Genomic DNA, 12999 nt, shown 5'->3' with positions numbered 1-12999 from the left:
CTGCTGCGTGTGGGATCGGGAGACCGGGACCCGGCGCCGAGAAAACGCGGGTCTGACCCTGGTCTGCGCCTGATCACACGTGTCCGCCAGGGCGGACGTCAGTGGATCTTGACGCTCCGCTTCGAACCCTACGTCAACTCGACGCCGACGGCAGGCCCGGAAGAGTGATGAGGATCCGGCAGCCCCGCTCGGATTCGGCCACACCGATCCGGCCGCCGTGCAGATCCACCGCCCAGCGCGCGATCGCCAGGCCGAGTCCGGTGCCGCCGTCGCTGCCCGGACCGTGCGGCCGGGACACCGAACCCCGGTTGAAGCGCTCGAACACCCGGCGCCACTCCGAGCGCGGAATGCCGGGTCCCTCGTCGAGAACCTCCAGCTCCAGCGACTCCGGCAGCTCCCCGCGCCGCGCCCTGACCGTCACGCGGCCGTGCGGCGGGCTGTGCTTGACCGCGTTGTCGATGAGGTTGGCGACGACCTGGTGGATGCGCTCGGGGTCGGCGTGCGCGGTCAGCTCCGGCGGGAAGACGTCGAGGGCCAGATGCACGTCGGTGCGGGTGTGGTTGCCGGAGCCGGAGGCGATGCCCGCGCGTGCCGACGCCACCATGTTGGCCTCCTTCAGCACGCCGGAGAGGTACGGCCACACCTCGAAGCGCCGCTTGCGCAGCGGTATGACGCCGTTGTCCAGGCGGGACAGGTCCAGCAGCGTCTCCACCAGCCGGCCGAGCCGTTCCGTCTGCCCGAGCGCCGTGCGCATGGTCTCCGGATCGGCCTCGGTGACCCCGTCGACGATGTTCTCCAGCACCGCGCGCAGGCCCGCGATGGGGGTGCGCAGCTCGTGCGAGACGTTCGCCACCAGCTCCTTGCGCTGGAGGTCCTGGGCCTCCAGGTCGTCGGCCATGCGGTTGATGGTGACGGCCAGGTCGCCCAGCTCGTCGCGGCGGTTCTCGCGTACCCGGCGCGTGTAGTCGCCGTGCGAGATGGACCGGGCCACGGCGTTCATCTCGTCCAGCGGCGCGGTCAGCCCGTGCGCGACGAACTGCGTGATCAGCAGCGTGGCGATCATCGAGAAGACCGTGATGAAGCGCAGCTCCGTCTTGGTGTGCACCGCTATCACCGACAGGCCGGTGGTGATCAGCACCGACGTGACGACCAGCGCGCCCAGCTTGGTCTTGATCGAGAACGGGCGTACACCGCCCCAGGGAACCCCGGTGCTCCGGGGGGCGGGGCTCCTGCGCGCGGCCTGCCGCCCTCGGCTCATGGCGTCGGTGTCTCCAGCGCGTAGCCCACGCCGTGCACCGTGCGGATGCGCTCGGCGCCGATCTTCCGCCGCAGCGCCTTGATGTGGCTGTCGACGGTCCGGGTGCCGGAGGCGTCCGCCCAGTCCCACACCTCGGCCAGCAGCTGCTCACGGGAGAGCACCGCGCGCGGGGTGTTCGCCAGGCAGACCAGCAGGTCGAACTCGGTGGGGGTGAGGTGCACGTCATCGCTGCGCACCCGCACCCGGCGCTGCGCGTGGTCGATCTCCAGTTCACCGAGGCGCAGGATGCCGCTGCGCGGCGTGGAGGCGGCCACGACGGCCCGCTCCACCCGGCGCAGCAGCACATGCACGCGCGCGGCCAGCTCGCGCATCGAGAACGGCTTGGTCATGTAGTCGTCGGCGCCCACGCCGAGTCCGACCAGCATGTCCGTCTCGTCGTCGCGCGCGGTGAGCATGAGCACCGGCACCGGTCGCTGGGCCTGCACGCGCCGGCAGACCTCCAGACCGTCGAAGCCGGGCAGCATGATGTCGAGGATCAGCAGGTCGGGCTGCCATGCCTCGGCCGTGTCGACCGCGGACGGACCGTCGCCCGCCGTTTGCACCAGGAACCCCTCGGCGCGCAGGCGGGTCGCGATGGCGTCCACGATCGTCTGGTCGTCCTCGACCACCAGCACCCGTCGCTGTGCGCCCGGAGTAGCCGTCGCCGTGCCGTTGTGGGAGGTCTGTGTCTGCTCCATCGCCCGCCCCTGAGGTGTGCTTTCCGGAATCCGTGGGGTGATCCCATGGCTGCGCTTGACGCTTGAATGATCCGCGTCAGAGCAGCAGCGTACGGGGAGCCACCGCGCCTTTGCTATCCAGGCCCGACGGCGAGGTGGACGACGTCCGGAACGCCCCGGGCAACGGGGATCTCTTCGGTACGCACCTGTTGGAACCCGGCATTACGCAAGGTTTCTTCGAATTCCGGAGAGGGCTGCGCAGACCATACGGCAAGCACCCCGCCGGTCCTCAACACCCGTGCGCAGCCCGCCAGTCCGGCCGGCGCGTAGAGCCCGTCGTTGCCCTCGGTGACGGTCCAGCCGGGGCCGTTGTCGATGTCGAGGCAGAGCGCGTCGTACGTGTCGGATGTCTCATTGACGTACTCCACGAGATCCGATTCCACGATCTCCGCGCGCGGATCGGCCAGCGCCTCGGCGGACAGCGCGGCCAGCGGTCCGCCCCGGTGCCAGTCGATGACGGCGCGCTCGCGCTCGACGACCGCGATCCGGCCCCAGCGCGGGTCGGCGGCCGCGTGTGCGAGCGAGAAGCCGACGCCGAGCCCGCCGATGAGCAGGTGCGGCGCACCGCGTCCGCCGGAGGCGGCGAGCGCGTCGGCCGCCGCGTCGACCAGGCGCCGCTCCGAGCGTCCGTCGGAGGTGTCCATCAGGAAGCAGCCGTTCGCGATGATCTGCAGCAGCGCCCCGTGCCGGCGCAGGACGACCTCGCCGTGCGGGCCCTCGCGACGGTCCAGCACTTCGGGGATGTCGTAGGAGTCATGGGAAGGGGTGGGCATCGGCCCATCTTGACAGGGCTTGACAGGGGGAATGCGGGAGCCTCCGGCCGTGCTCCCCTCCACGGGGCCCGGCTGCGGATCCCGAGCCGGCCCTTGAATTCCGGCAGGCCACGGAAGCCCCGGTTGTTGATCGCTCAGAGCGAACACGCTGTGGGGAACAATCGGAGACTCCCTTTCATTGAGTCGATGTAACTCAACTTGACTGCCGAAGGGGAGATCATGGCTGCTGAGTCCGCCGCCTTCACACCGCTCACCCTGCCTGTGCTGCCGCTCGACGACGAAGTGGTCCTGCCCGGAATGGTCGTCCCCCTGGACCTGAGCGACGCCGAGGTACGGGCCGCGGTGGAGGCCGCCCAGGCCGCCGCCAGGTCCGAACCCGGCAAGCCCCGGGTCCTCCTCGTCCCACGCATCGACGGCACCTACGCCAAGACCGGCGTCCTCGGCACGGTGGAGCAGGTCGGCAGGCTGGCCGACGGCGACCCGGGAGCCCTGATCCGCGGCCGGGACCGCGTGAAGATCGGCGCCGGCACCACCGGTCCCGGCGCCGCGCTGTGGGTCGAGGGCACGAGCGTCGACGAGACCGTGCCCGACCCGCTGCCCGGCCAGGTCGCCGAGCTGGTGAAGGAGTACAAGGCGCTCGCCACCGCCTGGCTGCGCAAGCGCGGTGCCTGGCAGGTCGTCGACCGCGTCCAGGCCATCGACGGCGTCTCCGCGCTCGCCGACAACTCCGGCTACTCGCCCTTCCTGACCACCGAGCAGAAGGTCGAGCTCCTGGAGACCGCCGACCCGGTCGCCCGGCTGCGGCTCGCCACCCAGCAACTGCGCGACCACCTCGCCGAGCAGGACGTCGCCGAGACCATCGCCAAGGACGTCCAGGAGGGCGTCGACAAGCAGCAGCGGGAGTTCCTGCTGCGCCGCCAGCTGGAAGCCGTGCGCAAGGAACTGCGCGAACTCAACGGCGAGCAGGAGGGTGAGGAGTCCGACGACTACCGTGCCCGCGTCGAGGCCGCCGACCTGCCGGAGAAGGTCCGCGAGGCGGCCCTCAAGGAGGTCGACAAGCTGGAGCGGTCCTCCGACCAGTCGCCGGAGGGCTCCTGGATCCGCACGTGGCTCGACACCGTCCTCGAACTGCCGTGGAACGTCCGCACCGAGGACGCCTACGACATTCAGGGCGCACAGGCGGTCCTCGACGACGAGCACGCGGGTCTGGAGGACGTCAAGGAGCGGATCACCGAGTACCTGGCGGTGCGCAAGCGGCGGGGCGACCGCGGCCTCGGGGTCGTCGGCGGCCGGCGCGGTGGTGCGGTACTGGCTCTCGTCGGCCCGCCCGGCGTCGGCAAGACCAGCCTCGGCGAGTCCGTCGCCCACGCGATGGGCCGGAAGTTCGTCCGCGTCGCCCTCGGCGGCGTCCGCGACGAGGCCGAGATCCGTGGCCACCGGCGTACGTACGTCGGCGCGCTGCCCGGACGCATCGTGCGCGCCGTCAAGGAGGCCGGGTCCATGAACCCGGTCGTCCTGCTGGACGAGATCGACAAGGTGGGCTCCGACTTCCGGGGCGACCCGGCCGCCGCCCTGCTCGAAGTGCTCGACCCCGCCCAGAACCACACCTTCCGGGACCACTACCTGGAGGTCGAGCTGGACCTGTCCGACGTCGTGTTCCTCGCGACGGCCAACGTCCTCGAAGCCATCCCGGAGGCCCTGCTCGACCGCATGGAACTGGTCCGCCTCGACGGCTACACCGAGGACGAGAAGATCGTCATCGCCCGCGACCACCTGCTCCCGCGCCAGCTGGAGCGGGCCGGCCTGGCCCCGGACGAGGTCACGGTCGACGAGGGCGCGCTGCGCAAGCTGGCCGGCGAGTACACGCGAGAGGCGGGCGTGCGCACCCTGGAACGGTCGATCGCCCGGCTGCTGCGCAAGGTGGCGGCCCAGCACGAACTCGGCGAACGCAAGCTCCCGTTCACCGTCACCGACGGCGACCTGCGTGCCCTGATCGGCCGGCCGCACCACGTGCCCGAGTCCGCCCAGGACCCGGCCGAGCGGCGCACCTCGGTGCCGGGCGTGGCCACGGGCCTCGCGGTCACCGGCGCGGGCGGCGACGTGCTCTACGTGGAGGCGTCGCTGGCCGACCCGGAGACGGGCGCGGCCGGGCTGACCCTGACCGGTCAGCTGGGCGACGTCATGAAGGAGTCGGCGCAGATCGCGCTGAGTTTTCTGCGCAGCCGCGGCGCCGAGCTGGAGCTGCCGGTGGCCGACCTGAAGGACCGGGGCGTGCACATCCACTTCCCGGCGGGCGCGGTCCCCAAGGACGGCCCGAGCGCGGGCGTCACGATGACGACGGCGCTGGCCTCGCTGCTCTCCGGCCGGCTGGTGCGCACCGACGTGGCGATGACCGGCGAGGTCTCGCTGACCGGGCGCGTGCTGCCGATCGGCGGGGTCAAGCAGAAGCTGCTCGCGGCGCACCGGGCGGGCGTCACCACGGTGATCATCCCCAAGCGCAACGAGCCCGACCTGGACGACGTCCCGGCCGAGGTGCTGGACAAGCTCGACGTCCACGCGGTCACCGACGTCCGCCAGGTCCTGGAGCTGGCACTCGCACCGGCGACCAGCGGTGCGGAGCCGGAGGTTCCGGTCGCGGCGTGACGGGCCATGCGACCGGATGAGTAAAGGGGAGGGCCCGGACTCCGTGCGAGTCCGGGCCCTCGCCGTACGCGCGTGTGCGTCAGCCGTTCGCGAGCGCCCGGACCCGGTCCAGGGCCCCGTTGAACTTGTTGTGGTCGCCGACCGTCGGCCCGGACGAGGTGTACTGCCACATCGTGTAGTACGGCCAGCCCGCCGGCAGCGTCCCGACCGAGGACGCGTACCGGGCGATCCACAGCGGGTTGTTCGCCGCGAAGCCCCCGTAGTTGCCGGTGCACTGGGTCCACCAGCTGGTGGCGGTGTAGATCACGGCGTCGCGGCCGGTGCGCGCCTTGTAGGTGTTCAGGAAGTCGCGGATCCAGGAGACCATCTGGCTCTGCGACTTGCCGTAGCAGGTGGCCCCGTACGGGTTCCACTCGATGTCCAGCGCGCCCGGCAGCGTCTTGCCGTCGCGGGACCAGCCGCCGCCGTGGTCGACGAAGTAGTTGGCCTGCGCGGCGCCGCTCGTCGTGTCCGGGGTGGCGAAGTGGTAGGCGCCGCGGATCATGCCCACGTTGTAGGAGCCGTTGTACTGCTGGGCGAAGTAGGGGTTGGTGTAGTACGTCCCTTCGGTGGCCTTGACGTAGGCCCACTTGACTCCGCTGTTCCACAGGGTCGACCAGGCGACGTTGCCCTGGTGGCTCGAGACGTCGACGCCTTCCGTCTGGGTCGCGTCGCCCGGGACGGGGGTGCCGTGGCGCCCGTCGTGCTCGAGGACGCCCATGCCCATGTGGGCGGAGCCGCGCGGCGGGGTGTCGGCGGCCGGCGAGGCCTGCGCGGGGAGGGCGGACACCAGGGAGAACGCGGCGAGCAGAATCCCGGTGACGGCGAAGCGCCGTCCGCGGGCCGATCCGGATCTGTGCACGAGCATGACGTGCCTCCGATGGCTCGGTGGTGCTCGGTGGGGGATGCGCGAGTGGGGAGGACTCGTGAGTGGCGTGAGCATGCCATCGCGAGGTCCGGTGAAGACGCTACGCACGTAGAACGGGGGGTGGGAAGAGGGGCCGGAAGCCGCCGATGGTCTAAGCCTGCGAAATACTTGCCAAGCTGCGGTGATGGCGGCCCGTGGCGGAAACTTTCAGGACCGGGAAATTCGAGGCAGGGGCTGACGTGCACGAAAACGGGAACGGCGGCGGACGCGGGGTCGAATCCGACCTGTCCGGTAGTGGTGTGAACCAGCCGGAGTTCCTGGCCTTGGAGCGGGAGTTGACGGTCCTGCTCCGGCGCGCCCGTGCCAATCAGGGCGAGATGGCCCGGGAGGTCCACCCCGACCTGGAGTCGTCCGCGTACGGCCTTCTCGTCCGGCTCGGTGAGTGCGGTGGGCAGCGCGCCACGGAACTCGCCGCCTACATCGGCGTCGGCAAGGCGACGATGTCCCGCCAGCTGCGCGCCCTGGAGGAACTCGGCCTCATCGCCCGGGAACCCGACCCCGCCGACGGCCGCGCATGGCTGGTCACCCTGACCCCGGAGGGCCAGTCGCGTGTCAGCCGGGTGCGGGAGGCGCGCCGCGCACGGTACGCCGGCCGGCTCGCCGACTGGGACCCGCGCGAGGTGACCGAACTGGCCCGGCTGCTGCGGCAGCTCAACCGGGGGATGGAGAAGTAGGGGCGCGGCCCCCGGCGTTCACAGCTCCGCGTACACCACCGTCGCGTCGTCGTGCGCCTTGCTGCGCCCCAGGAACGCCCGGGGCCCCGCCGCGTCCGACCGCTCCAGCTCCCGCACCCGGTCCACCAGCGCCTGCGCGCCCTGCTTCCGCACCAGCGCGAGGCAGTCCGTCCAGTCGCCCTCCCGGAACTTCTCCACCCACCGCGCGGCCCCGTCCGTCAGCGCCGCCAGCGTGCGCACCTCGTCGCGCGGCAGCACGCCCGTCACCGCCCGCGCCGACACCGCCGGGTCGGCCGCGGCCGTGAAGAAGCCGCCCTCCTTGTTCCGGAGGCCGGCGTCGATCAGCGCGTCGGTGGCGAGGGCCGCTCGGGGCAGCCTGGCCAGCCGGTCGTCCAGGACGGCCGTGACCGTGCCGTCCGGGGCCTCCACCAGCAGGGCCGAGTCGGACAGGACCAGGTACTCGACGCGGGCGGGGGACCACCGCGCCAGGACCACGGTTGCCTGTGGAGTCCGCGGGTGAGAAAGGTCACAGGTTTCCGAGTGTGCCGCCGAGGTACGAGCGATGGCGCGGGACAGGGCTTCGGCGAGGGGAACATCCGGCAGTGAAACGGTCAGTTCGGTCAGGGCGCCGCCGAGGCGCGCGGTGAACCAGGGCACGGAATGCAGACACCCCGTCGCGGTCCGAGGCGGAGTCACGCCGTCCAGCACGACGAGCGAGCCACCCTGTCCCGAGGCCGGTAGTCCGACGCTCGCGAAGTCCTCGTTGGGGTGGTCGGTGAGGCCGGGTTCCGAGACGAGTTCCGTGCGCATCCAGCCAGTCTGCACGACCTCTTCACGGCGTCCGCAAAAGGCTGGCAAGTTCCCCGGGATCGACGCAGGGGCGCAGGTCAGGCGCCGGATTTGGGGTGGAATTCGGCACTCCGGCAACGCGTGGCGGCACATAGTGCCACCGCCCGTCCCAGACGTCCAACCGGCGCGCCGCACAGGCGTGCCGCACGAGACAGGGGAACTTGCTCCCCAACTCCCGTCCGGGGTTCACTCCTTCGGGTGGCGGGTCGGATGATGCGCGCCCACCGCCCACCGGCACTGGGAGGGTCGGGATCCGGTGGGGGGCCTGCCCTGCTCACGCGGTCTCTCCGCCCGATGCGCCATCGGCGGCCGGGGAGCAGCCCAGAGCGTGGCGGAGGGTGCACGCGCCGACCGGCCAGTTGACGGAGCGCCACCCGGGCCCACGGGTACACGAGTCAGGAATGCGAGCACCGGTGCAGAAGACGCGGCCTCGTCGCACAGGCAAGCAGACGGCCCCCCGGGAGAGCGCGGAGCGCACTTCCGGCACCTCCACCCCGGCGCCGCCGGCGGCCCCCGTCGGCAAGGGCCGTCCGACCCACGTACGCAACCGCCTCATCGTCGCCGTTGCGGTCGTGGCCGCCGCCGTCGCCGGGGCCGGAGCCCCGTCGGTCGTGGCCGCCTCCGGGCAACTGCACGACTCCCAGGAACTGGTGACGCTCGCCGAGCAGACCCAGGGCGCGCTGACCCTCGCCCACTCCCTCGCCGACGAGCGGGACGAGGTCACCCCGTACATCGCCGCCGGCCGCCCCGAGTCCAAGGCGCCCTCCGAACAGCGCAGCGCACGCGTCGACCGGCAGGTCGAGGAACTGCGTGCCGACACCGACACGCCGGCCTCCCTGCGCGAGGACCTCGACGCCATCGCGGCGCTGCGCCGGGCGGCGCTCACCGGCAAGAGCACCGCTGTCCAGGCGCACGAGGCGTACTCGGAGGCGATCACCGAACTGCACGCCCTGGCCGAGGAGCTGGCCGAGCGGATGCCGCCCCGCGTAGGCGCCGGCGCCTACGCCCTGGCCGAACTGGACACCGCCGTCCAGCAGGCCGCCGCCACCCGAGGTCTGCTGCTCGCGGCGCTGAACGTGCCGAGCAGTACGCAGACCGTCATCGACCCGATCACGGGCCTGCCGACCGAGACGACCACCTCCTCGGAGGCCGACGCCGAGCAGCGCGACGCGCTCGCCGCCGCCGCCCAGCAGGCCCGGGTGCGCTCCGACGCCGCACTCGCCGACTTCCGCGAGGGCGCGCCCAAGGAGGCGCGCGCCGGCTTCGACGCCACGGTCGCCGGCCCCGAGGTCAACTCCGCCGAGAAGTACCTCGCCGGCCTCACGGACGAGCCGGCGCTGTCCGACGACGACCTCGGCACCAGCACCAAGAGGCTGGACGCCGCGCTCTCCGCCCGCGTCGACGCCATGCGCGGCGCCGAGTCCGCCCTCTACGAGAAGCGCACCACGGCTCTGGAGAAGCTGCGCGACGACGACGTCACCGCGCTGGAGATCCGGATCGCCGCCCTCGGCGCCCTGATCCTGCTGGCCGTCGGCATCGCCACCGCCATGGCGCGCACCCTGACGCGCCCGCTCTCGGTGCTGCGCCGCGGTTCGGCCCGGCTCGCCGGCGCGGAGGATCCGACGGCCGAAGAGCCCGTCGCCTTCACCGGCCGCAACGACGAGTTCGCCCAGGTCGTCCGCTCCGTCAACGCCCTGCACACGCACGCGGCCACGCTCGCCGGGCGCGTCAACACGCTGGAGGCCGACCGCAAGCACCTCGTCGGCCAGCGGCAGAAGATGGCCGACGCCCGCGAGGGACTGCGCGCCGAACTCGCCGAGTCCGCCGCTCGGCTGGAGGTCGTGCGCAAGAGTATCGGCTCCACCTTCGTGAACCTCGCGCTGCGCACTCTCGGTCTGGTCGAGCGGCAACTCGCGGTCATCGAGAGCCTGGAGGAGCGCGAGCAGGACCCGGACCGCCTGGCCACCCTGTTCAAGCTCGACCACTTCGCCACGGTCATGCGCCGGCACAGCGAGAACCTCCTCGTCCTCGCCGGTACCGAGCACGTCCAGCACAGCGCCGGACCGGTGCCGCTGGTCGACGTGGTCCGGGCCGCGGTCAGTGAGATCGAGCGCTACGAGCGCGTCCGCATCGCCGCGCTGCCGCCGCACGCGCACGTGGCCGGGTTCGCCGCCGACGACCTCTCCCACCTGCTCGCGGAGCTGATGGAGAACGCCACCTCCTTCTCGCCGCCGGACCTGCCCGTCGAGGTCTCCGGCTGGCTGCTGGAGAACGGCGAGGTGATGCTCTCCGTCCAGGACGAGGGCATCGGCATGGCCACCGAGCGGCTCCAGCGGCTCAACGCCCGCCTGACCGACTTCGACCCGGACGCGCCCTACGACCAGGAGGGCGACGACGGTCTCGGGCTCGGCCTGTACGTCGTGGCCCGGCTCGCCCACCGGCACGGTGCGCGCGTGCGCCTGCGGGAGCAGAAGCAGGGCGGTGTCGCGGCCGTCGTGGTCCTCCCGAGCACCCTGCTCGCGGCGGCGCCGCCGGCCGCCCTCGCGCCGACCGTGCCGATGACGGAGGGCACGGGGTCCTTCTCCCTGCCGGGCGCCGACGCGGAGGCCAACTCCAACGTCCTGCACGGCCGCGCGGAGCAGGGAACGCGGGAAAACGTGGACCCGCTGGTCGCCTCTGCGGAACAGGCCGTACGGCGCGCGGAGGCCGACGAGGCCGACGAGGCGGACAGCGCGGAGACCGACGTGGCGGAGGGCGCGGAGGCGGCCCCGGAGGCGGAAGCGGTCACGGCTCCCTCCCCGGCCCCGTCGGCGTCACCGGAGACGGACGAGGCGGAGGCAGCCGACCCGGGCGCGGTCGCGGATCCCGCCCCGGAGACGGAGGACTCCGCGTCCTCCCACCCCGGCCACGACCTCCCCGACGACGCCACGATGGCCCTCCTGCTGCCGGTACAGGCACCGGAACCGGCACAGGCACCGGAGCCCGAGCCGGGTTCCGCACCCGAGGCACCCGCCCCGGAGGAGCCCGCCACACAGGAGCCCGCCGCGATCGAGCTCCCCGGACAGCGCTCCGCCGACCCCTACGCCATCGGCCCCGACGCCCACGGCCGCACCCCGAACGAGGGCACCGAGCGGGCAGCGGACGCCGGGGCGCCCGGGGCTGCCGGAAGCCCAGGGCCGGCCGAGAACACCGGGTCCGCCGAGAACACCGGGTCCGCCGAGCCTGTCACCGACAAGGGCCTGCCCAAGCGGACCCCGAAGCTCAGTACACCGGCGGCGGCCCCACGGCCGCGCACCGCGGGTTCCGTCGACGCCGACGCACTCCGCCGCCGCCTGGGCGGATTCCGCCAGGGGGCGGAGGCCGGCCGCCGCGACGTCGAGGCGGAGATCGCCGACCGGACCGGTCGGAACGAGGCGCCGACCGCCGCAGCAGGGACAACCGAAGAAGCCACGGGGGGCACTGTCGAGGAGGCAAGCAGTTGACCGCGCCCAGTACTTTCGGACTCAGCAGTGAAGCCCGCAATCTGCACTGGCTGCTGACCAACCTGGTCGAGGAGGTGCCCGGCATCCTCTCGGTCGCGGTGGTCTCCTCCGACGGCCTGCTGCTGCTCTCCTCCGACCAGCACCGCATCGACGCGGCCCGCGAGGCCCAGGCCGTGCGCCGCACCGGCCCGCGCGGCTCCGCCGCCGACCTCGCCACCGTCGTCTCCGGCGTCGGCAGCCTCACCATCGGGGCCGCCCGGCTGATGGACTTCGGCAACGTGAAGCACACGATGGTCGCCATGGACGAGGGCAGCCTGTTCGTGATGTCGATCAGCGACGGTTCGCTGCTCGGCGTGCACGGTTCCGCGGAGGCCGACATGAGCGTCATCGCGTACCACATGGCGCTGTTCGTCGGCCGCGCCGGCCACGTCCTGACCCCCGAACTCCGCAGCGAGCTGCGGAAATCCCTGGAGTCCGAGTCGACCTCTACGGGGAGTACCCGATGAGCAGCAGCCCCAGGAAAACACCGAAGCACCTCCCCGTACGCGGCGCCGACCGCAAGTCCGCCCGCGTACGCCCCTACTCGCTCACCGGCGGCCGTACCCGCTTCGGCCACGTTCTGCTCGTCGAGACGTTCGTCGGCGCGACGGCCGGTACCGCCGCGTTGGAAGCCGCCGAGGAGCGCAAGGAACTGACGAACGGTTCCCTCACCTCCCGCGTGATGCCGGAGATGCGGGCCATCGTCGAACTGTGCCGCCGTATGCGTACGGTGGCCGAGATCGCCGCGCTGCTGAAGATGCCGCTCGGCGTGGTCCGCGTGCTCCTCAGCGACCTCGCGGACCAGGGAAAGATCCGTGTGTACGGAACCGGGACCGGCCACGGCACGGGCCGCCCGGACCGCGCTCTGCTCGAAAGGGTGCTCAGTGGACTCCGTCGTCTCTGACGCCGCCGCCTACGGCGTCTCCCCGCTCGTCGACCCCGACGAGCCCGCTCAGCCCTGGCAGACGGATCGCACCCGCGCGCCCATAGCCACGAAGATCGTGGTGGCGGGAGGATTCGGCGTCGGCAAGACCACACTGGTCACCGCCGTCTCGGAGATCACGCCCCTGCAGACCGAGGCGCTGATGACCGAGGCGAGCGAGGAGACCGACGACCTCACCGCCACCCCGGGCAAGCTCACCACCACCGTGGCCATGGACTTCGGCCGCATCACGCTCGACGACGACCTGGTGCTCTACCTGTTCGGCACACCGGGTCAGCAGCGGTTCTGGTTCATGTGGGACGACCTGGTGCGCGGCGCGATCGGCGCCGTCGTGCTGGCCGACACCCGGCGCCTGAAGGACTGCTTCCCGGCGCTGGACTACTTCGAGAGCTGCGGACTGCCGTACGTCGTCGCGGTGAACCACTTCGACGGCAGCGAGCTGTTCGAGGCGGAGGACGTGCGGGAGGCGTTGACGATCCCCGCGCACATACCTGTAATGATCATGGATGCGCGCCGCCGGATCTCGGCCATCGAGACCCTCTTGTCCCTCGTGGGCCACGCGCTCGACGAAACCCCCGAGTAGTAGTCCCTTTAG

The 12999-nt window shown here is 72.0% G+C and carries 11 protein-coding genes; 6 read left to right on the top strand and 5 right to left on the bottom strand.

Annotation, left to right across the window (positions count from 1 at the left end):
* Positions 1 to 133: 133 nt before the first annotated feature.
* The 3 genes from ACZ4V1_RS21175 to ACZ4V1_RS21165 form a co-directional block, all read right to left on the bottom strand.
* Positions 134 to 1258, bottom strand: a complete 1125-nt coding sequence (locus tag ACZ4V1_RS21175; protein WP_468338293.1) for a sensor histidine kinase — start codon at positions 1256 to 1258, stop codon at positions 134 to 136.
* The gene (locus ACZ4V1_RS21170; RefSeq protein WP_055417893.1) at positions 1255 to 1995 is read right to left on the bottom strand and encodes a response regulator transcription factor; all 741 of its coding nucleotides are present in this window, start codon (positions 1993 to 1995) and stop codon (positions 1255 to 1257) included. Before ACZ4V1_RS21170 ends, ACZ4V1_RS21175 begins: the two co-directional genes overlap by 4 nt.
* Before the next feature lie 113 nt (positions 1996 to 2108).
* On the bottom strand, positions 2109 to 2807 hold the full coding sequence (locus ACZ4V1_RS21165) for a polyamine aminopropyltransferase (protein WP_468338289.1): 699 nt from the start codon (positions 2805 to 2807) through the stop codon (positions 2109 to 2111).
* 219 nt (positions 2808 to 3026) lie between these two features.
* Between ACZ4V1_RS21165 and lon the strand changes: the two genes are divergently transcribed.
* On the top strand, positions 3027 to 5450 hold the full coding sequence (lon, locus tag ACZ4V1_RS21160) for an endopeptidase La (RefSeq protein ID WP_468338286.1): 2424 nt from the start codon (positions 3027 to 3029) through the stop codon (positions 5448 to 5450).
* 79 nt (positions 5451 to 5529) lie between these two features.
* On the opposite strand, the gene ACZ4V1_RS21155 is transcribed toward lon, so the two are convergent.
* Entirely contained in the window at positions 5530 to 6357 is an 828-nt protein-coding gene (locus ACZ4V1_RS21155; RefSeq protein ID WP_468338283.1) for a lysozyme, read from the bottom strand.
* A 239-nt stretch (positions 6358 to 6596) separates the two neighbouring features.
* On the opposite strand from ACZ4V1_RS21155, the gene ACZ4V1_RS21150 reads away from it, so the two are divergent.
* Positions 6597 to 7091: a MarR family winged helix-turn-helix transcriptional regulator gene (locus tag ACZ4V1_RS21150; RefSeq protein ID WP_468338280.1), complete on the top strand. Its 495-nt coding sequence runs from the start codon at positions 6597 to 6599 to the stop codon at positions 7089 to 7091.
* Positions 7092 to 7109: 18 nt separating this feature from the next.
* On the opposite strand, the gene ACZ4V1_RS21145 is transcribed toward ACZ4V1_RS21150, so the two are convergent.
* A complete protein-coding gene (locus ACZ4V1_RS21145) occupies positions 7110 to 7901 on the bottom strand; it encodes a protein phosphatase 2C domain-containing protein (protein WP_468338277.1) in 792 nt (263 codons plus the stop codon).
* Between the two features lie 452 nt (positions 7902 to 8353).
* Between ACZ4V1_RS21145 and ACZ4V1_RS21140 the strand changes: the two genes are divergently transcribed.
* Genes ACZ4V1_RS21140 through ACZ4V1_RS21125 form a run of 4 tightly spaced genes read left to right on the top strand, consistent with a single transcriptional unit; the run spans position 8354 to position 12987 of the window.
* A complete protein-coding gene (locus tag ACZ4V1_RS21140; RefSeq protein ID WP_468338274.1) occupies positions 8354 to 11422 on the top strand; it encodes a sensor histidine kinase in 3069 nt (1022 codons plus the stop codon).
* Positions 11419 to 11928: a roadblock/LC7 domain-containing protein gene (locus ACZ4V1_RS21135; RefSeq protein ID WP_468338271.1), complete on the top strand. Its 510-nt coding sequence runs from the start codon at positions 11419 to 11421 to the stop codon at positions 11926 to 11928. Before ACZ4V1_RS21140 ends, ACZ4V1_RS21135 begins: the two co-directional genes overlap by 4 nt.
* Entirely contained in the window at positions 11925 to 12365 is a 441-nt protein-coding gene (locus ACZ4V1_RS21130; protein WP_468338268.1) for a DUF742 domain-containing protein, read from the top strand. Before ACZ4V1_RS21135 ends, ACZ4V1_RS21130 begins: the two co-directional genes overlap by 4 nt.
* On the top strand, positions 12346 to 12987 hold the full coding sequence (locus tag ACZ4V1_RS21125; RefSeq protein ID WP_468338265.1) for a GTP-binding protein: 642 nt from the start codon (positions 12346 to 12348) through the stop codon (positions 12985 to 12987). The genes ACZ4V1_RS21130 and ACZ4V1_RS21125 overlap by 20 nt, the downstream gene beginning before the upstream one ends.
* Positions 12988 to 12999: the final 12 nt, after the last annotated feature.

Source organism: Streptomyces sp. NPDC028991 (assembly GCF_055564775.1).
The sequence above is the reverse complement of the archived record's forward strand: the minus strand, read 5'-3'. Positions and strand labels throughout refer to the sequence as shown.

Excerpts from the sequence above, each read along its gene's own strand:
- ACZ4V1_RS21175 (WP_468338293.1), bottom strand. The coding sequence starts at position 1,258 with ATGAGCCGAGGGCGGCAGGCCGCGCGCAGGAGCCCCGCCCCCCGGAGC.
- ACZ4V1_RS21170 (WP_055417893.1), bottom strand. The coding sequence starts at position 1,995 with ATGGAGCAGACACAGACCTCCCACAACGGCACGGCGACGGCTACTCCG.
- ACZ4V1_RS21165 (WP_468338289.1), bottom strand. The coding sequence starts at position 2,807 with ATGCCCACCCCTTCCCATGACTCCTACGACATCCCCGAAGTGCTGGAC.
- lon (WP_468338286.1), top strand. The coding sequence starts at position 3,027 with ATGGCTGCTGAGTCCGCCGCCTTCACACCGCTCACCCTGCCTGTGCTG.
- ACZ4V1_RS21155 (WP_468338283.1), bottom strand. The coding sequence starts at position 6,357 with ATGCTCGTGCACAGATCCGGATCGGCCCGCGGACGGCGCTTCGCCGTC.
- ACZ4V1_RS21145 (WP_468338277.1), bottom strand. The coding sequence starts at position 7,901 with ATGCGCACGGAACTCGTCTCGGAACCCGGCCTCACCGACCACCCCAAC.
- ACZ4V1_RS21130 (WP_468338268.1), top strand. The coding sequence starts at position 11,925 with ATGAGCAGCAGCCCCAGGAAAACACCGAAGCACCTCCCCGTACGCGGC.